This window comes from Mesobacillus sp. ABV4_180 (assembly GCF_056158485.1).
On sequence record NZ_JBSWTJ010000001.1, the window covers coordinates 1,464,579 to 1,483,176 of the forward strand.

Annotated in this window: 19 protein-coding genes; 17 read left to right on the forward strand and 2 right to left on the reverse strand. The window is 45.3% G+C overall.

The genetic code is table 11. The annotated features are described in order from the left end of the window. The first annotated feature begins 138 nt into the window (after nucleotides 1-138). From ACXAEA_RS07265 to pheA, 4 genes are all read left to right on the forward strand, one after another. Nucleotides 139-693, forward strand: coding sequence for a Spo0B C-terminal domain-containing protein (locus ACXAEA_RS07265; protein ID WP_475095236.1), 555 nt, complete (start codon nucleotides 139-141; stop codon nucleotides 691-693). A 35-nt stretch (nucleotides 694-728) separates the two neighbouring features. Continuing rightward, the gene (gene obgE / locus ACXAEA_RS07270; RefSeq protein WP_475095237.1) at nucleotides 729-2,021 is read left to right on the forward strand and encodes a GTPase ObgE; all 1,293 of its coding nucleotides are present in this window, start codon (nucleotides 729-731) and stop codon (nucleotides 2,019-2,021) included. A gap of 103 nt (nucleotides 2,022-2,124) precedes the next feature. Continuing rightward, nucleotides 2,125-2,577: an ACT domain-containing protein gene (locus tag ACXAEA_RS07275; RefSeq protein WP_475095238.1), complete on the forward strand. Its 453-nt coding sequence runs from the start codon at nucleotides 2,125-2,127 to the stop codon at nucleotides 2,575-2,577. 40 nt (nucleotides 2,578-2,617) lie between these two features. Next, nucleotides 2,618-3,460 (forward strand): prephenate dehydratase, encoded by an 843-nt coding sequence (gene pheA, locus ACXAEA_RS07280; RefSeq protein ID WP_475095239.1) that lies wholly within the window; start codon nucleotides 2,618-2,620, stop codon nucleotides 3,458-3,460. 80 nt (nucleotides 3,461-3,540) lie between these two features. On the opposite strand, the gene ACXAEA_RS07285 is transcribed toward pheA, so the two are convergent. Further along, a complete protein-coding gene (locus ACXAEA_RS07285; RefSeq protein ID WP_475095240.1) occupies nucleotides 3,541-4,080 on the reverse strand; it encodes a 3H domain-containing protein in 540 nt (179 codons plus the stop codon). Between the two features lie 59 nt (nucleotides 4,081-4,139). Further along, a complete protein-coding gene (locus ACXAEA_RS07290) occupies nucleotides 4,140-5,279 on the reverse strand; it encodes an IscS subfamily cysteine desulfurase (RefSeq protein ID WP_475095241.1) in 1,140 nt (379 codons plus the stop codon). 101 nt (nucleotides 5,280-5,380) lie between these two features. Here ACXAEA_RS07290 and nadB point away from each other — a divergent pair, with 101 nt between their 5' ends. The 13 genes from nadB to yajC all read left to right on the forward strand — a co-directional run bounded on the left by nadB (nucleotide 5,381) and on the right by yajC (nucleotide 18,543). After that, nucleotides 5,381-6,964, forward strand: a complete 1,584-nt coding sequence (gene nadB, locus ACXAEA_RS07295; protein WP_475095242.1) for an L-aspartate oxidase — start codon at nucleotides 5,381-5,383, stop codon at nucleotides 6,962-6,964. Further along, complete coding sequence (gene nadC / locus ACXAEA_RS07300) at nucleotides 6,933-7,820, forward strand: carboxylating nicotinate-nucleotide diphosphorylase (protein ID WP_475095243.1); 888 nt, start codon at nucleotides 6,933-6,935, stop codon at nucleotides 7,818-7,820. Before nadB ends, nadC begins: the two co-directional genes overlap by 32 nt. Next, the gene (gene nadA / locus ACXAEA_RS07305) at nucleotides 7,786-8,892 is read left to right on the forward strand and encodes a quinolinate synthase NadA (RefSeq protein WP_475095244.1); all 1,107 of its coding nucleotides are present in this window, start codon (nucleotides 7,786-7,788) and stop codon (nucleotides 8,890-8,892) included. Before nadC ends, nadA begins: the two co-directional genes overlap by 35 nt. Nucleotides 8,893-9,059: 167 nt before the next feature. Next, entirely contained in the window at nucleotides 9,060-11,144 is a 2,085-nt protein-coding gene (safA, locus tag ACXAEA_RS07310) for a SafA/ExsA family spore coat assembly protein (protein WP_475095245.1), read from the forward strand. Further along, nucleotides 11,098-12,111: a phosphotransferase gene (locus ACXAEA_RS07315; RefSeq protein ID WP_475095246.1), complete on the forward strand. Its 1,014-nt coding sequence runs from the start codon at nucleotides 11,098-11,100 to the stop codon at nucleotides 12,109-12,111. The genes safA and ACXAEA_RS07315 overlap by 47 nt, the downstream gene beginning before the upstream one ends. Before the next feature lie 112 nt (nucleotides 12,112-12,223). Then, the gene (locus ACXAEA_RS07320) at nucleotides 12,224-12,934 is read left to right on the forward strand and encodes a YhcN/YlaJ family sporulation lipoprotein (RefSeq protein WP_475095247.1); all 711 of its coding nucleotides are present in this window, start codon (nucleotides 12,224-12,226) and stop codon (nucleotides 12,932-12,934) included. 167 nt (nucleotides 12,935-13,101) lie between these two features. Then, nucleotides 13,102-13,656 (forward strand): BofC C-terminal domain-containing protein, encoded by a 555-nt coding sequence (locus ACXAEA_RS07325; RefSeq protein ID WP_475095248.1) that lies wholly within the window; start codon nucleotides 13,102-13,104, stop codon nucleotides 13,654-13,656. A 156-nt stretch (nucleotides 13,657-13,812) separates the two neighbouring features. After that, nucleotides 13,813-14,421 carry a Holliday junction branch migration protein RuvA gene (gene ruvA / locus ACXAEA_RS07330; RefSeq protein ID WP_475095249.1) on the forward strand — a complete coding sequence of 203 codons (609 nt, stop codon included), beginning with the start codon at nucleotides 13,813-13,815 and terminating at the stop codon, nucleotides 14,419-14,421. Nucleotides 14,422-14,705: 284 nt separating this feature from the next. Continuing rightward, nucleotides 14,706-15,707: a Holliday junction branch migration DNA helicase RuvB gene (ruvB, locus tag ACXAEA_RS07335; protein ID WP_475095250.1), complete on the forward strand. Its 1,002-nt coding sequence runs from the start codon at nucleotides 14,706-14,708 to the stop codon at nucleotides 15,705-15,707. Then, complete coding sequence (locus tag ACXAEA_RS07340; RefSeq protein ID WP_475095251.1) at nucleotides 15,704-15,910, forward strand: DUF2905 domain-containing protein; 207 nt, start codon at nucleotides 15,704-15,706, stop codon at nucleotides 15,908-15,910. Before ruvB ends, ACXAEA_RS07340 begins: the two co-directional genes overlap by 4 nt. Nucleotides 15,911-15,964: 54 nt before the next feature. Then, nucleotides 15,965-16,993, forward strand: coding sequence for a tRNA preQ1(34) S-adenosylmethionine ribosyltransferase-isomerase QueA (queA, locus tag ACXAEA_RS07345; protein ID WP_475095252.1), 1,029 nt, complete (start codon nucleotides 15,965-15,967; stop codon nucleotides 16,991-16,993). Between the two features lie 54 nt (nucleotides 16,994-17,047). After that, on the forward strand, nucleotides 17,048-18,187 hold the full coding sequence (gene tgt / locus ACXAEA_RS07350; protein WP_475095253.1) for a tRNA guanosine(34) transglycosylase Tgt: 1,140 nt from the start codon (nucleotides 17,048-17,050) through the stop codon (nucleotides 18,185-18,187). Nucleotides 18,188-18,258: 71 nt separating this feature from the next. Continuing rightward, a complete protein-coding gene (gene yajC / locus ACXAEA_RS07355; protein ID WP_475095254.1) occupies nucleotides 18,259-18,543 on the forward strand; it encodes a preprotein translocase subunit YajC in 285 nt (94 codons plus the stop codon). The last annotated feature ends 55 nt before the right edge of the window (nucleotides 18,544-18,598 follow it).

Genomic DNA, 18,598 nt, shown 5'->3' on the forward strand with positions numbered 1-18,598 from the left:
GCCCTAACCACTGCGGTTAGGGTTTTCTTATTTGGACAATAAATCATATTGGGTTAATAAAGAATACATAATTTGCTTACGACATAGCGCTTTTTTGTTATACTTACAACAAGCAGTTTTATGAGTAGGAGTATGTTTATGAAAAAAGAGTGGGATACAATCGAGGTTTTGCGCCATGCGCGTCATGATTGGATGAATCAGCTTCAATTAATTAAAGGCAATCTTTCGCTGAATAAAGTGGATCGGGCTAAAGAAATCATTGAAGAAATTATCATGGAATCCAGGCAGGATGCAAAGCTATCTAATTTAAATCTTCCTCAGTTTGCCTCTACGTTGTTAACCTGCAATTGGGAGAATCATCATTTTCAATTGGAATTTGAAGTAATGGACTCCCAGAACTTCCACAGATTAGATGATCAGCTGCTGACAGTCTGGACACTGCAGCTTTTCGACACACTGGATTCTTCAATTGAACAATATCAGGAAAATCATCTCTCAGTTACAATTGATCCTCAGGAAAAAGGCATTGGGTTCTTTTTCGATTTTAGCGGAATAATAAAAGATAAAAATCGCTTGGTAAGCTTCCTTGCTGATGGCCTGCCAGTTGAAAATATGAAAGTCATTTCAGATGGCGTCATTGATGGGGAATTGACAATAGAAGTTTTTATGGAATCACTCCAGGGAAACATATAAGCGATAACAAATATCAGACAGGTGGTAATGACATAATGTTTGTCGATCAGGTAAAGATTTACGTAAAAGGCGGAGACGGCGGCGATGGCATGGTCGCGTTCCGACGAGAAAAGTATGTTCCTAAGGGCGGCCCGGCTGGCGGCGACGGAGGCAATGGAGCAAACGTAGTATTCCAGGTTGAAGAAGGATTGCGCACCCTGATGGACTTCAGGTATCAGCGCCACTTCAAGGCACCGCGCGGCGAGCACGGGATGTCAAAGAACCAGCACGGCAAAAATTCGAAGGATATGATCGTAAAAGTTCCTCCTGGGACAATTGTATCCGATGCCATTACTGGTGCTATTATTGCCGATTTGGTAGAGCACGGGCAGCAGGCTGTCATTGCTAAAGGAGGACGCGGAGGTCGAGGGAATTCACGCTTCGCAACTCCTGCCAATCCTGCTCCAGAGCTTTCTGAAAAAGGAGAGCCGGGACAGGAAAGAGAAATCATCATGGAATTAAAGCTTTTGGCTGATGTCGGCCTGGTAGGTTTCCCGAGTGTAGGGAAATCCACATTATTGTCTGTTGTGTCTGCTGCAAGGCCAAAAATTGCAGAATATCATTTCACGACGATCGCTCCGAATCTGGGGATGGTCGAAACGGAAGACGGCAGAAGCTTTGTACTTGCCGACTTGCCAGGACTTATTGAAGGGGCACACTCTGGCGTTGGCCTTGGACATCAGTTCCTGCGTCATATTGAACGGACACGCGTCATCATTCACGTGATTGATATGGCCGCAACGGAAGGCCGTGATCCTTATGAGGATTACTTAACGATCAATAATGAGTTAAAAGAATACAACTTAAGGCTGACTGAAAGGCCGCAAGTCATTGTAGCCAATAAAATGGACATGCCGGATGCAGAGGAAAACCTGGAAGTGTTCAAAGAGAAGGTCGGCGATGAACATCCGATTTTCCCAATCTCGGCGTTCACGAGAGTCGGTCTGCGTGAGCTGTTATTTGCGGTGGCTGATTTAATCGAAAAGACACCGGAGTTCCCGCTTATCGATGAAGCGGAATTAGAAAAAGATGAAAACCGTGTCATGTACAAACACGAAAAAGCGGAACAGGAATTCCAGATTAGCCGCGAGTCTGATGGCACGTTTGTCATTTCAGGCGACAGCATTGAAAGACTGTTTAAGATGACCGACTTCTCCAGGGAAGAATCAGTCCAAAGGTTCGCCCGCCAGATGCGCGGAATGGGCATTGACGATGCTCTTCGCGAAAGAGGGGCGAAAGACGGAGATACTGTCAAGCTTCTTGAGTACGAATTCGAGTTCGTGGAATAAACAAACAAGTTCACCGAGACAAACGTAGTACCTGATGGTCGATCAACCAGTCCCTGGTTAATCGGCCTTCCTTTTTAAAAGCTTTCTGTTGGGGTGATGGAGATTGAAGCAAAATCAAGATAAAAAGTTTTACCTCGTTCGTGAGGATGTCCTGCCGGAAGCTATGAAAAAGACACTTGAGGCAAAAGAGATGATTGAGCGGGGTAAAGCAGAGTCTGTTTGGGATGCAGTCCAGCGTGTCGACTTGAGCAGGAGTGCCTTTTATAAATACCGGGATACTGTTTTTCCATTCCATACCGTTGTAAAAGAGCGAATCATCACTCTTTTTTTTCAGCTTGAGGACAGGTCAGGAACATTATCTGAGCTGCTTGGAACCGTGGCTGCAACAGGCTGCAATGTGCTGACCATCCATCAGACCATCCCCCTGCAGGGCAGGGCCAATGTTACGCTTAGCTTGAATGTCACTGAGATGAAAGTTGAGCTGGATGAGATGCTTGCGAAATTGAAGAGGCTGGAATTTGTCGAAAAAGTAGAAGTGCTCGGTTCAGGAGCTTAATATAGAAAGAAAACTGGTAGATGCAAGGGGAGGAATTAGCTTGAAAATCGGATACCTCGGTCCAAAAGCAACATTTACGGATTATGCGGCCAGGCAATTATTTAAGAATGCAGAAAAAATTCCTTTCGTGAGCATCCCGGAGTGTATGGACGCTGCTGCGGCAGGTGAAATGGATGCTGTCATCGTTCCTCTTGAAAACTCAATTGAGGGCTCTGTCAACATCACCATTGATTATCTGGTTCATGAATCAGAGCTTAAAATTGTCGGAGAAGCAGTTGTCCCGATCAGGCAGCACCTGCTTGTCCACCCTTCCAACAGGGAAATGTGGAGGGATGCAACACTCATTTGCAGCCATCCTCACGCGCTTGCCCAATGCCACAAATTCCTCCATCAGGATTATAAAGGAATTCCTCTGGAACACATGGCTTCAACAGCAGCAGCCGCTCAATATGTAAAAGAACATCCTGAACAGAATATCGCTGCGATTGCCAATAGTCTGGCGGCTGATGAGTATGAGTTATTCATGGCCAGGGAAAACATCCATGATTACAGCTACAATCATACAGTTTTCGCGATTCTGGCGAAAGAAGGGCATGCTGTCAGCCTTGAGCCGACTGAAGAGTTTAAAACAACATTGATGATCACACTCCCTTCTGATCGGGCAGGAGCACTCCATCAAGTGCTGTCGGCTTTTTCGTGGCGGAAGCTCAATCTTTCAAAAATCGAATCAAGACCGATGAAAACAGGCCTTGGAAAATACTTTTTCATCATTGATATCAGCATGAAAATGGACAAAGTATTGATTCCCGGCACGATAGCGGAACTGGAAGCCTTGGGCTGCGGCGTCAAGCTTCTTGGGAGCTATCCTAGTTATAAAATATAAAAAGATCCATCCGTGTACGGCCCCAAAAGTTATTGCTTCTTGGGAGAAAGTACATCAGGATGGATCTTTTTGTGTTTAGCTTATTCTAAATCTATAAGGAAATTTGCTTTCCGCAGCGCTTCTTCTGCTTCATCAAGCGCTCTTTCGGTCGGAGCAGAAATCGTGTGAAGATGGATTCCATCTGTCAGTTCCGATAAATAGGATGCGTTTGTCGTCCCTATTTTTTCCATGAATTGCTTCACTTCATATCGGTTCGAAACCATGATCGAAGCAGTCAAGTCACCATATACAGGATGCTCGATTTTAACATCCCTCACAGTTGCGCCATGATCGACTAGAAGCAGTAATTCTTCTTCTGTCCTTTCAGGATCATGGGAGCAGGCAATTGTCCGTTCTGCTCCAGTTGGACGGGATGCGTGCATATAAAGATACCCCTGGCTGGTCGCAATGATTGGCTCATTTCTAGCCTTCAGCAAGGTAATGTCGCCAACGATGACCTGTCTGCTCACATTCGTGATGGCGGCAAGTTCGCTTCCGGTGATAGGTTCACTGCTATCCTGCAGCCTTTTTAGGATGTATGCCCGGCGCTCATCCCCGAGGATTTTCGTAGGTTCCTTCATAAATCGGATCTCTCCTTCAGCTACTTCATTAGAGAATTTTACCATACATCCACTTAAAGTTAAACGGCAGACACTTGCATCGAAATGGCAGCCAGTATTTTTCCAAGCCCTTCCGCATCCTGCTGAGTCGTATCTCTTCCTAAGGAAATCCGGAAAAATTCCTTGGCTGCTTTGCCTTCAATGCCCATTGCGGTCATCGTTTTTGCAGGAGAAAGCATTCCAGTATGGCAGGCAGTGCCGGTGGATATCGCATAGCCATTGCGGTTGCATTCCAGCAGGACAAATTGTCCCTCCAGCCCCTTGATGCCCATGCCCAGAATTCCAGCCAGCTGTTCATCATCCTCATTGCCGAAAACTACAAACCTGTTTTCAGCTTCTTTTAAGGCAGCCAGCAGACAGGACCTAAGGTTTCGAATTCTTTCAGTTTCAGCTATCATGAGCGAATGGGCTTTCTGGGCAGCTGTTGTCATGGCAGCAATTCCAGGTACATTAACCGTCCCGGGCCTGAAGCCTTTTTCATGGACAGTTCCCTGAATGTAAGGTGTCCAGGCAAGCCTCGGATTCACATAAGCTGCCCCGGTTCCTTTTGGTCCATAAAATTTGTGGCCGGAAATCGAAAGGGAATCAACGTAAATCGCAATTTCATTAGTTGGTATTTTTCCAAAGGTCTGGACACAGTCGCTGTGGATTAGTATCCCTTTGCTATGGCATAGATCAGCGATGTCCTTTATCGGCTGTATTGATCCTACCTCAGGATTGCCATGCTGGATTGAAACGAGAACAGTCCCTTCTTTGATGGCTGCTGCCACTGTCTCGATTGTAATAGATCCAGAGCTGTCCAACGGCAGGTAGGTGACTTCCCAGCCTTCGGTTTCAAGCTTTTTCATAAGGTTAAAGACAGAAGAATGTTCAGCTGCTCCTGTGATAATATGATTGCCGTTCTTTCGTTTGGCAGAGAGAAGCGCCATTACACCGAGAAAATTCGCTTCAGAGCCACCGCTGGTAAAATAAATTCCCGTGCTGTCAACTTGAAGCAGCCTGGCGAATTCCTGTCGGCAGCTTTCCAGCAGGTTGGCAGATGCGCCGCCAGCTTCATGAAGACTCTGACTGTTCCCAAAGTAGACAGTCGAAGCCTTAATAAAAACATCTGCAGCATCAGAGTCAAGCGGACAAGTAGCCGCATAATCGAAATACTTCATCAGTGATTCTCCTGTTTTTAGATTAAAAGTTCTTGTCAACAGTGTAAATCTGTGTAAATATATATGTCAAGACACCTGTTAATCCAGGAGGCTATCAAACTATGAATCAAGCGGATATATTGATTATTGGCAGTGGCATTGCTGCATTGCAATTGGCCAATAAGTTATCGAAGGATTTAAATGTGATAATTCTCACAAAGAAGAAAATGACGATGGGCAATTCCTATATGGCCCAGGGTGGTGTTGCTGCAGCTGTTGCTCCAAGTGATGATCCTTATTTTCACTATCTCGACACGCTGGAGGCGGGTGCACATCATAATAATGCGGAAGCGGTCCTGGAGATGACAAAAGAAGCTCCAAATCTAATCAAAAGTTTATGGCAGTCAGGCTGCAGATTTGATGAGGATGAAGACGGAAGGCTTCTGTTGGGGATGGAAGGTGCTCACAGCATGAAAAGGATTGTCCATAGCGGAGGTGATGCAACTGGCAAGCATATGGTCGATTTTTTGCTTGCAAACCTCAGTGCAAATATAGCCATCGAACAATCCGTTTTTGTATATGAGTTAATTTTAGACGAAGAAGATAACAGGTGCATTGGTGTAAAAGCGAAGCATCAGGATGGAAGCAATGTCATTTATTTTGCACCTCATATCGTTCTTGCGACAGGGGGATGCGGACAGATATACTCCTTCACCTCCAATGCTGAAACTGCTACAGGCGATGGCCTGGCGCTCGCTTACAGGGCTGGTGCTGAGCTGGCAGATATGGAATTTGTTCAATTTCACCCAACTCTCCTATACGTGGATGGAAAAACAAGAGGATTGGTCTCAGAAGCTGTCAGGGGGGAAGGGGCAACCCTCGTGACAGAAGAAGGAAAGCAGATCATGGAGGGAATCCACCCTTTAAAGGACTTGGCGCCGCGGCATATCGTCTCGCAAACTATATATGATTTTTCGCGAAAAGGAAGTCAAATATATTTAGACATTCGTTCTATCCAGGATTTCAACCTGCGATTTCCCACGATCAGCCAGCTATGTAAAGAAAATGGAATCGAGATTGAAAAGGGCTTGATCCCGGTAGTGCCGGGAAGCCATTTTATCATGGGCGGTGTGAAAACAGATTTGCTGGGACGAACGAGCATCCCTGGCTTGTATGCGATTGGTGAAGTAGCTTGCACAGGCATCCATGGAGCTAACAGGCTCGCCAGCAATTCCTTGCTTGAAGGGATGTTCGTCGGCGGAAGGCTTGCTGATTGGATTAACAGCCAAACAGCCGTGCATGAAGTGGGAAATATCCCTTACCAAAGTTCACTCAACTTTTCCCTCAGTCCTCTGCCTGAAATAACAGAGCTTAAAAAAACAATGATGGACCTGACAGGTATTGTCAGGACAAAGGCAACACTGACGGCACAAAAGGAATGGTTCGCACAGTCAGGCATTGATGAATGGCTGGAGGTCCCGCTCGACCACTTGACAGAAGATGAGATTAATAAGCTGTTTATGTTCATAACCGCAACGCTGATCACGGAATCCGCACTGGAAAGGACGGAAAGCAGGGGAGGACATTACAGGGATGATTTTCCGAATGAGGATAATGGAAACTGGATGAAAAAACAGATCATCCATCAACGAAAAATCGTAAAGGATGGGAAGCATGAATTCAATCAAACTGCGCTTGCTACTTGAACAATTTTTTATTGAAGATATCGGTGACCGAGATGTGACCAGTGAGTTGATTTTTGGAAAAGAAAACAGGGGAAGAATGGTGCTGATTGCAAAGGATGATGGGATTTTCTGCGGTGAAGAAATCATCTCCACTGGATTTCAGCTGATGGATGAAAATAGCGAAATCAACATCAATGTAAAAGATGGAGAAAAAGTCGTGAAGGGACAGGAACTTGCAAGGATATCCGGCAAGGTTTCTGCCTTGCTGAAAGCTGAAAGAGTCGTTCTGAACCTGATTCAGCGGATGAGCGGTATTGCGACAAAAACAACTGAAGCCGTTGCTGTATTGGACAGCAGGAAGACAAGGATTTGTGATACCCGCAAGACGACACCAGGATTGCGGATGCTTGAGAAGTATGCAGTTCGCTGCGGGGGCGGGTACAACCACCGGTATGGTTTGTATGACGCTGTCATGATCAAGGACAATCATATATCCTTCGCAGGTTCCATCAGCAAGGCAGTTCAAACGGTAAAATCAAGCCTTGGCCATATGGTTAAAGTCGAGGTGGAGATTGAGACGAAGGAGCAGCTGCTCGAAGCAATAGAAGCAAAGGCAGACTGCATCATGTTTGACAACAGGACACCTGAAGAAATCAAGGAATGGATCGATTTGGTTCCGGATGGGATTTTAACAGAAGCATCAGGGGGAATTACGTTTGACAACCTTCACGGCTACGGTGATTGCGGCGTGAATTATATATCACTCGGATTCCTCACTCACTCTGTAAAGTCTTTAGATATAAGCGCGAAAGTATTGGCTGAAACGAAAGGGGATTTAGCGTATGAATATTCTGGAGGCGCTCGAAACGAAATCTAGGTTGCTGCCTGAGAAATACAGGAACATGTCTGTGCAGGAACTGGAGGACATGATCAAGGATATTAAGCAAAAAATGGGGGAAAAACTCTTTATCCCCGGACATCATTATCAAAAAGATGAAGTAATTCAATTTGCTGATGCAACAGGCGATTCTTTAAAGCTTGCCCAGCTTTCCGCAGAAAACAGGGAGGCGGAACACATTGTGTTTTGCGGTGTTCATTTTATGGCGGAAACAGCGGACATTTTAACAACTGAAAATCAAAAAGTGTATCTTCCGGATATGAGGGCAGGGTGCTCGATGGCGGATATGGCGGATATTTACCAGACCGAGAGAGCGTGGGAATTCCTGCAGGTACTGTTTGGTGATACAATCCTGCCGTTGACCTATGTGAATTCAACAGCAGCGATAAAATCAATCGTTGGCGCGAATGGCGGGGCGACCGTGACGTCATCAAACGCCGAGAAGATGGTGCGCTGGGCTTTTTCCAAAAAGGAAAGATTGCTTTTTCTTCCGGATCAGCACCTGGGAAGGAACACAGCTTTTAACATTGGGATTCAACTAGATGAGATGGCCGTTTACAATCCGATTGAAAACATCCTGGAGTTTGACGGGCCGCTTGAGAGCGTAAAAGTGATTCTCTGGAAGGGGCACTGCTCCGTTCATGAGAATTTCACCGTTGAAAATACCGTTCAAGTCCGCAAAGCCAACCCGGAGATGAAGATCATTGTCCACCCTGAATGCCGACGAGAAGTTGTGGAGCTTTCTGATATGGCAGGTTCGACAAATTACATCATTGAAGCAATTGAAGCTTCACCAGCGGGCTCTGCGTGGGCAATCGGAACTGAAATGAACCTTGTGAATCGCCTGATTGCACAGCATCCTGATAAACAGATTATCTCATTGAACCCTCATATGTGCCCTTGCCTGACCATGAACAGAATTGACCTTCAGCATCTTGCATGGAGCCTTGATTCGGTTATGCAGGGATATGAAACAAATATTATAAAAGTGGACAAAGAAACTGCACACAATGCAAAGCTTGCATTGAACCGTATGCTTGAGCAGTCATGACCAGAATTCCTTCCCGGATAAGGGAAGGAATTTTTTTTGGGATAAGCTTAATATCATTGGAAAAAACATATTTATTTAGATAGAAGCATAAGTTTTTTTGAAGATTGTTAGCAATTTGCCCACACCAACATAGAATATATGGACTTATGCCATAGGAGGGAATCAGGATGAAGATCCATATCGTACAGAAAGGGGATACTCTTTGGAAGATCGCCAAGAAGTACGGCGTGAACTTTGAAGAGCTGAAAAAGATGAATGCACAGCTCAGCAACCCTGATATGATTATGCCCGGTATGAAAATAAAAGTTCCAACTGTCGGTGGGACAGTAAAGAAAGAAGCTCCTATCACAGGTGGAACGCCTCAAGCAAAAATCAATATGGGTAGCAAAAAGGAAATGCCGATTGCCAAAGAGAAACCAATGCCAATTCCTGAGCAGGTGAAAATGGAGGCTCCGGTAAAGGAGGTTCCAAAAGAACTCCCTGTAAAGGAACAGCCAAAGAAAGAAATGCCTATACAAGAAGCTCCTAAACCGATTAAAAAGGAAGAAGCTGTTAAACCATATACTCCAAAAATGCCAAAACAAATCAAGCCAGACATTGATATCAACAACTACTATATGATGAATATGGCAAACATGCAGCTCCCGCCTCAGCCGCAGCCAAAGCCGCAGCTCCCGCCTAAACCAGATAATATCTTCCCGGAAATCAAACCAGAAGTAAAACCTCAGGTAAAGCCTCAAGTAAAACAAGAGGTTAAGCAGGAGGTAAAGCCTCAAGCTAAGCAAGAGGTAAAACCGCAAGTTCTGCCTCAGTCGAAGGCTGAGGTAAAGCCAAGTGGGTTAAAATCTGAAATCAAACCTGGAATTAAAATCGAAAAGAATGATTTCATGGATGAAGCACCTTCTATGATGCCATTAGTTCAAGGAGGTTACCAACAGCCAATGATCCCATATCCTTATAATTGCTACCCTGGTGCACCTTCCATGACTGGTCCTGCTTATGGCTATCCTGGTTCACAACAACAAATGATGCCATATCCGCAAGTACTTGGAGCCCAGTATCCGGGAATGATGCCGAATATGGCCATGCCAGCCCAGGATTTGGAATCATCATCATACCCAATGGGTGATAATATGCCTTCGCAGGTGTCACCGGAAATGAGCGGTCCGACATTCTACGGTGTTCCGACATCTCCAGTCATGCCTGGCCCTGGCTACTGTCCGCCTTATGGATACGGCTATCCTCAGCAAATGCCATATATGCCTCAGGTTGCCGGTGCGATGGATGACCAGATGCCTATGCAGCCCCAAGTAGGTGGCATGATGGATAACCAAATGCCGCAAGTAGGCGGAATGATGGATAATCAGATGATGCCGCAAGTAGGCGGAATGATGGATGATGAATCATCAGAAATGCCAATGCCACAGATGCCACAGGTAGGCGGAATGCAAGATCAAATGTCTTCTCAGGTTGCTGGCATGATGAATAATCAAATGCCGCAGGTAGGCGGGATGATGGGCAACAACATGCCAATGATGCCGCAGGTAGGCGGAATGATGGATAACAACATGCCAATGATGCCGCAGGTAGGCGGAATGATGGATAATAACCTGCCAATGATGCCACAGGTAGGCGGAATGATGAATAACAACATGCCAATGATGCCGCAGGTAGGCGGAATGATGGGCAACAACATGCCAATGATGCCACAGGTAGGCGGAATGATGAATAACAACATGCCAATGATGCCGCAGGTAGGCGGAATGATGGATAACAACATGCCAATGATGCCACAGGTAGGCGGAATGATGGGCAACAACATGCCAATGATGCCACAGGTAGGCGGGATGATGGATAATAATATGCCAATGATGCCGCAGGTAGGCGGAATGATGGAGAACAATATGCCAAAAATGCCGCAGGTAGGCGGGATGATGGATAACCAAATGCCGCCAGTCGGTGGAGCTATGCAGCCGCCGATGATGCCAAAGCAGGGAGTTCAAGGCATGGGGTATGATTGCGGGTGTGGTGGTGGACCGATGGGCAGTCCGTATGGAGTAATGGGCGCGGGAATGCCCCCTCAATTTCACCATGGCTATCCGGGAGCACCAGGGCTGCAGCCATATCCTCAACATGGATTCCCAATGGGCATGGGACCTCAGGGCATGATGAATCCATACGCTCAAGGACCAATGGGCGGAGGCTATGGAATGCCAATGCCTCGTTTTGACGAAGAGAGCAATGAATATTAACATCAGGAGAGCCGGAGACGATTACTTTTTCAATCGTCTCTTCTCTTATTTATCCAGGGAACTTGGGGAAACGATCCATGGAATGAAAAAGTTAAGAGGAAATGTCTACATGGTCCAGACAGACAAAACCAAATTCATTCTCAAAGGGTATAAAGACTTAAGGAAATTAAAGATACAGGAAGCTTTTACTTCTTCATTGCGGAAATCTGGTTTTGACCAGTCTTATTCCTTTTATACACCTGGCACCAATCCGCTTTTTTTCCAAAATGTATATTATGGATGTTTGGAATATATCCCTCCGCATGATGAACATTTTCATTATGGCCGAAAGAATGACAGGGAAGAAGGAGTTACTCTGTTGAATGCCTTCCATGATAAAACATGCGAACTGGCGGGTTCTTATGCAAGTCTGCTACCGAAAACGGATTTAACAAGAAAATGGCATCAGAGAAGAAGTGAGTTCGCAAATAATCTGGCGCCAATCCATTATTTTATAAGCAGGCAATTCACAAAAGAATTTTTAGAGTGGGCTGATTTCTCATTGAATGGTTTTAGTCCTTTAAAAAAGAATCTTGAAACAGAAAATCCTGCCATCCTGCATGGAGATGTAGCACATCATAATTTCCTGAGATCTAAGGATGGGAAACTTCATATCATTGATTTTGATTTGATCAGCACAGGTTCAAGGGCATACGATATGCTCCAGTACGCTAATCGGATCCTGCCATTTTTGGATTGGAAGTTTGATTCACTGGCAAAAATAAACCATATAAATAACTGGCTCAATAATGATGCATTTTTATATGGATTACTGTATCCGGCTGATCTTTTGAGGGAATGGAACAGGCTGCTGAGGGAAGGAGAAAATAAAAACCCTTATCGGACTGCTCCGATTGTTGACATGACGGTCAGCCAGTTCGAACAGAGAAAACAATTCCAGGAAGAGGTAAAGTCCAGGTTAAAATAAGGCTTGTGCCCCTTTTTGGGCGTATCTGACAGAATGAAAAACAAGCCCCATCCACACCCTAATAATGAGCATGAAAAAAATGCTCAGAATAGCAAGGATGGGGGTTATTCGATTGAATAAGAGGATGTTGTTCGTTCCTTTTGCATCCCTGCTTGTGATGGGGATGACAGCTTGTAATGGAAATGATGAAACCGCTATTCAGGACCGTAATGCCAATCCTGCACAGCCATTCGGCTATTATTCGAATGAAAAAGGAAATGAAGTCGATGTGATGGACGACAGAGAGGGCGCAGTGACAGAAATCTTTGACCATAACTTCGGCAAGGAAGGCAGAGTCACGAGGGATAATAAGCGGATCATGATGCAGTCCAGGGACGCAAATGGAAATCCTCCCAACCCGACGGTTCCGCGTTCTGACCATGACCACAACTTTTTCCAAAGGGATAATCGTTACAGCCGCGGGGATCTGAATTATCATGGCCACTTGAATGAAGATAGGGGCAGTGGGAAAGTAGGAATTTACAGCAATTCCGAACAAGATAATAAGCTGGCGCGAAAAGTAGGGATTGCTGCTGAATCCGTCGATAATGTGGATAAAGTCAGATCCATTTTGTTCGGAAGGGAAGTTGAAATTGCTGTTACCTATAAGGATGATTCGCTGGAAAAACAAACAAAGAAAGCAATCAGGAAAGCTGTAATGCCATACATCGAAGGCAGGCAGCTGCGCATCATGAAAGATGAAGGAACATTCAGCAGGACAAGAAATATCGATTACGACCGCAAGAACGGAAATCCGCGTGAAAGCATAAACCTGAATAATTAGTATAAAGGGAAGGCAGGCAAACGCTTAGCCTTCTTTTTATGTCCATTTTTAGAACGTTACGAAATGGTTCTGGGGAATAAGGATAAACAAGATAAATTTGGCTAAACTATGTTTGAATAAGGATTCATCCTATATTTCAAAAGAACAATAAAGAGAGGTGGACAGCAATGGGTTCAAATAATAGGTTAAAAGCGTTCGGCATAGCTGTATTGCTACTGATCAGTTTTACTGGCTGCCGGTTTGCACTTCAGTCAGAACCTGCTTTTGCTGAGAAGCCTGAAGCATCAAAAAATGAAGCCGAAGAACCTATTGAGGTTACGATCATTTTGCAAAGGGTTTATCTTGACGGGGAAATGAGCGAGGAAAAAGTCAGGGAAACCATTTGGTCGATGGAAGATTTCTGGGCAAAGTACGATAAATGGCAGCTTGTCGATATGGAAGTGGAAAAGGCCGTATTCAGGCAGGACATTGATGATATCTCTCCTCTCCTGAAAGCCAATGGCTATTTTGGCCTGTCGGACGAAGGAGTCCTGACGATTTTCAATGGAAGGCCTGAAGGTTCAAATATCATCCAATCATTCTTTCAGATTGACCTTGGAAGGCTAGAAAGCTTCAAACACGATCAATTGAAAAAAGGAATTCCAATCAAAAGTAAACAATGCTATCAGGAAGTGCTGGAAACGTTCAAACCATATACGAAAAACCTTGAAGAGCCGGGCTGACTGGCTCTTATTTGTGTCTGATGCCTGCTTCCCTCCAGAAAATATAAACTCTGAATTGAAAAATGGACATACGTTCGCCTTTTTAGCATAATTTTATTCATACCTTTAAAAATTGTATGTTAAAATGAGGTACAGCAAAGCAGAGGGGCGAGAATATTGTTTGAATTCATCAAAGGAACCGTCGATTTTGTCGGTCCTGAATATATAGTTGTTGAAAATAACGGCATTGGCTATCAAATCATGACGCCGAACCCGTTCGTTTTTACAAAAGAAGCAGGCAGAGAGATTCGTATTTATACATATCATTATGTGCGTGAAGATCTTATTGCCCTTTACGGTTTTAAGAACCGAGAAGAAAAAGCACTTTTTACCAGGCTTCTTAATGTATCCGGAATCGGTCCAAAGGGTGCACTGGCCATCCTTGCATCCGGTGAGCCTGAACAAGTGGTACAGGCCATTGAAAATGAAGATGAATCCTTCCTTGTCAAATTCCCTGGTGTAGGGAAAAAGACAGCGAGACAAATGATTTTGGATCTGAAGGGAAAGCTGCATGACCTCGTTCCAGACTTTTTCCCTAACCTTTTCAATGCCGATGAAGTAGCTGCAGCAGTCAGCCATTCGACCGAATTAGACGAAGCTGTCCTGGCCTTGAAGGCGCTTGGCTATTCTGAAAAAGAAATTCGCAAGATCATGCCAGACTTGAAAAAGGAACAGTTGACAACGGACCAATACATTAAAATGGCATTGCAGAAGCTTTTAAGATAAGGCTCTGTTATTGCCTCATGTTGAATTTTTTTACCTGTTGATTGTAGTGGAAGGCGCGAAGACTCCTCTGAAAATGCTAACGCATTTTCCTCGTGAGTGGGCCGGTTCGAGGAAGTTCAATCAACGTCCTGCGGGATGAGCAAGTCATGGGAGACCCCGCAGGCGCCTTAAGCGCCGAGGAGGCTCTCAGACTGCCCGCGGAAAGCGATGCGCCTGGAACGAAAATCAACAGCCAAATTTAACTGAGCCTAAGATAAAAAAGATGATTGAAGGGTGAGAAACAGATGGAAGAACGAATCATCTCCAGTGAAGCGGGCGACCAGGATGTTTCATTTGAGCAGAGCCTGCGTCCCCAGACTCTCAGGCAATATATCGGACAGGATAAAGTTAAAGCCAATTTAGAGGTGTTTATTGAAGCGGCTAAAATGAGGCGTGAAACGCTTGACCATGTATTGCTTTATGGACCGCCTGGACTGGGTAAGACGACGCTTGCAGCCATCATTGCCAATGAGATGGGAGTGAATCTGAGGACCACTTCAGGGCCGGCGATCGAAAGGCCTGGGGACCTTGCAGCAATTTTGACGGCTTTGGAGCCAGGTGATGTCCTGTTCATCGATGAAATCCACAGACTACCACGGACAATTGAAGAGGTGCTCTATCCTGCAATGGAAGATTTTTGTCTGGATATCGTCATTGGGAAAGGCCCTAGTGCCCGTTCTGTCCGGCTTGATCTGCCGCCATTCACGCTTGTTGGTGCGACAACGCGTGCGGGTTCATTGTCTGCTCCATTAAGAGACAGGTTTGGAGTCCTGAGCCGATTGGAATACTATAATGAGAGACAGCTGACGGATATTGTTGTCAGAACAGCCGAACTCCTCGAAACGGAGATTGAGTGGCTTGCTGCTCAAGAACTGGCAAGAAGATCTAGAGGTACTCCGAGGATTGCCAATCGCCTGTTGAAACGCGTAAGGGATTTCGCGCAGGTTCGCGGCAATGGAGCGATTGAGGAGGCACTTGCCAATGAGGCTCTGGAACTGATGCAGGTAGACAGGCTTGGCCTCGACCACATAGACCATAAACTGCTTAAAGGCATTATAGAAAAATTCCGTGGCGGCCCGGTCGGTTTAGAGACCATTGCCGCTACCGTCGGGGAAGAATCGCAGACAATAGAAGATGTGTACGAACCTTATCTCCTGCAGATTGGGTTCCTTCAACGGACGCCACGAGGCAGAATTGTAACGGAATCCGTATACCGACATTTCCAATTGGAGGTGCCTGAAAGATGACAGGGCCAGCGAAGTTCGTAATGATTGCGGGTGCAGTTATTTTCATTATTGGTTTCCTCATGCAGTTTATCAATTTGGGGAGACTTCCGGGAGATATTGTGATAAAAAAGGGGAGTACAACCTTTTATTTCCCGATCGTAACGTCCATCGTAGCAAGCATCATCTTATCAGCGATTTTCTATTTTATCGGACGTTTCCGATGAAGTCAGCAGTAACAAAATGAATTAAATGACGAATTGAAAAGTAAGGGTGACAACATGAAAGTAGACTTGTTTGATTTTCATCTGCCTGAAGAATTAATTGCCCAGACCCCTCTGGAGCAAAGAGCTGAAAGCAGGCTGATGGTTCTGGATAAAGAAACAGGCAAATTAGAGCATGATGTTTTCAAAAATATTAAAAACTATCTTAAGCCTGGGGATTGCCTAGTCCTCAATGACACAAAAGTGCTGCCAGCAAGGCTTTTTGGAATGAAAGAGGATACAGGAGCCAAGATTGAGGTCCTTCTATTGAAACAGCTTGAGGGAGATGAGTGGGAAACGCTTGTCAAACCTGCAAAGAGAGTCAAGGAAGGCACGAAGATTATATTTGGTGATGGACTTCTTACAGCGGAATGCACAGGGGAAGCCGAACATGGCGGCCGTAACCTTAAGTTCTCGTATGAAGGCATTTTCTATGAGGTGCTTGAGCAGTTGGGTGAAATGCCTCTTCCTCCTTATATCAAGGAGCAATTGGAGGATAAGGATCGGTACCAGACTGTGTTTGCCCGGGAAAGAGGATCGGCAGCCGCGCCGACGGCCGGATTGCATTTTACCGAAGAGCTGCTTGAGGAAATCAAGGGAATGGGCATCCACATTGCCTTCATCACTCTACACGTTGGGCTGGGTACCTTCAGGCCGGTAAGCGTTGACTCTATAGAAGAGCACGATATGCACTCTGAGTTTTACCAGGTGACAGAAGGGACAGCATCACTGCTTAATTCTGTACGCGAAAAAGGCGGCAGGATCATTACGGTAGGCACGACATCAACAAGGACACTTGAAACGATTGCCTCCGCCAACAATGGCAGATTCGTGGCCGAAAATGGCTGGACCAATATCTTCATTTATCCAGGATATGAATTCAAGGCAATCGATGGCATGATCACCAATTTCCATTTGCCTAAATCAACACTTATCATGCTTGTCAGCGCATTAGCTGGCCGGGACCACGTCCTGAATGCATATAACACAGCAGTCGCAGAAAAGTATCGCTTCTTCAGCTTCGGCGATGCGATGCTGATACTATAACAAGAGAAATATACAATTGCATAAAGAGTTCATGCATTGGAAGGAGTATAACAATTGTCAGCAATCCGTTATGAATTAATTAAAACCTGTAAGCAAACAGGCGCGAGGCTAGGGCGTGTGCATACACCCCACGGCTCATTTGAAACGCCTGTTTTCATGCCGGTAGGCACACTTGCAACCGTCAAAACGATGGCACCTGAAGAATTGGTTGAAATGGGAGCAGGAATCATCCTGAGCAACACCTACCACCTATGGCTCCGTCCTGGCCATGAAATTGTCCAGGAAGCAGGCGGCCTGCACAAATTCATGAACTGGGATCGCGCCATCCTGACAGATTCAGGTGGTTTCCAGGTATTTTCATTAAGTGAATTCAGGAAAATTGAAGAGGAAGGTGTCCATTTCCGCAATCACTTAAATGGGGACAAGCTTTTCCTTTCCCCAGAGAAGGCAATGGAAATCCAGAATGCCCTAGGTTCTGACATCATGATGGCATTTGATGAGTGCCCCCCGTACCCTGCAGAATTTGACTATATGAAAAAGTCTGTTGAAAGAACGTCACGCTGGGCAGAGCGCTGCCTGAAAGCTCATAAGCGCCCGCAGGACCAGGGATTGTTCGGAATCGTCCAGGGCGGGGAATATGAGGAATTAAGAAAACAAAGCGCGAAAGATCTAGTATCGATGGATTTCCCTGGCTATGCCGTTGGGGGACTGTCAGTGGGCGAACCGAAGGATGTTATGAACAGAGTGCTTGATTTCACTACACCTTGGCTGCCGTCTGACAAGCCGCGTTATTTGATGGGTGTAGGTTCACCCGATTCATTGATCGATGGAGCGATTCGCGGAATTGATATGTTTGACTGTGTCCTTCCAACAAGGATTGCCCGTAATGGTACACTTATGACAAGTGAAGGAAGACTGGTAGTGAAGAACGCGAAGTTCGCCCGTGATTTTGGCCCATTGGATCCGAATTGTGATTGCTATACTTGCCGTAATTACAGCCGGGCTTATATACGCCACTTGATTAAGACGGATGAAACGTTCGGAATTCGACTTACTTCTTATCATAATCTCTATTTTCTGATAAACTTAATGGAGCAGGTCAGACAGGCGATTCGTGAAGACCGTCTGGGGGATTTTAGAGAAGAGTTCTTTGAGCAATATGGCTTCAATAAGCCAAATGCCAAAAACTTCTAAATAAACTGCTTACCAAAGGTATTTCGTATTTATGCGAAAGCAGCCTTGAACAATGAAAGGAGGGGAAATGAATGGAAGGATTAGTAGGTACAGTATTCCCGCTGTTGCTTATGTTTGTATTGTTCTACTTTTTACTGATCCGCCCTCAGCAGAAGAGGCAAAAAGCGGTTCAGCAAATGCAGAGTGACCTTCAAAAAGGTGATAAGGTAGTTACAATCGGCGGTTTGCATGGAACTGTAGATGCAATTGAAGAAGGAACTGTCGTCATCAGATGCGGTGACGGAAGCCGTCTTACATATGACCGTGCTGCGATTCGTGATGTAAAAGAATCTGCAGGCGGCATGCTTGCGAAATAATTTAAATCGCCCTCTGTCTGTGCAGAAGGGAAAAAAGAAGCGGATTGGGTTCAAT

Bases quoted from the DNA above. Each gene is read 5' to 3' on its own strand.
- ACXAEA_RS07315 (WP_475095246.1), top strand. From the start codon at position 11,098: ATGGAATGCCAATGCCTCGTTTTGACGAAGAGAGCAATGAATATTAAC.
- nadB (WP_475095242.1), top strand. From the start codon at position 5,381: ATGAATCAAGCGGATATATTGATTATTGGCAGTGGCATTGCTGCATTG.
- queA (WP_475095252.1), top strand. From the start codon at position 15,965: ATGAAAGTAGACTTGTTTGATTTTCATCTGCCTGAAGAATTAATTGCC.
- ACXAEA_RS07340 (WP_475095251.1), top strand. From the start codon at position 15,704: ATGACAGGGCCAGCGAAGTTCGTAATGATTGCGGGTGCAGTTATTTTC.
- safA (WP_475095245.1), top strand. From the start codon at position 9,060: ATGAAGATCCATATCGTACAGAAAGGGGATACTCTTTGGAAGATCGCC.
- ruvB (WP_475095250.1), top strand. From the start codon at position 14,706: ATGGAAGAACGAATCATCTCCAGTGAAGCGGGCGACCAGGATGTTTCA.
- ACXAEA_RS07285 (WP_475095240.1), bottom strand. From the start codon at position 4,080: ATGAAGGAACCTACGAAAATCCTCGGGGATGAGCGCCGGGCATACATC.
- yajC (WP_475095254.1), top strand. From the start codon at position 18,259: ATGGAAGGATTAGTAGGTACAGTATTCCCGCTGTTGCTTATGTTTGTA.
- nadC (WP_475095243.1), top strand. From the start codon at position 6,933: ATGAATTCAATCAAACTGCGCTTGCTACTTGAACAATTTTTTATTGAA.
- ACXAEA_RS07290 (WP_475095241.1), bottom strand. From the start codon at position 5,279: ATGAAGTATTTCGATTATGCGGCTACTTGTCCGCTTGACTCTGATGCT.
- nadA (WP_475095244.1), top strand. From the start codon at position 7,786: ATGAATATTCTGGAGGCGCTCGAAACGAAATCTAGGTTGCTGCCTGAG.
- ACXAEA_RS07265 (WP_475095236.1), top strand. From the start codon at position 139: ATGAAAAAAGAGTGGGATACAATCGAGGTTTTGCGCCATGCGCGTCAT.
- obgE (WP_475095237.1), top strand. From the start codon at position 729: ATGTTTGTCGATCAGGTAAAGATTTACGTAAAAGGCGGAGACGGCGGC.
- ACXAEA_RS07325 (WP_475095248.1), top strand. From the start codon at position 13,102: ATGGGTTCAAATAATAGGTTAAAAGCGTTCGGCATAGCTGTATTGCTA.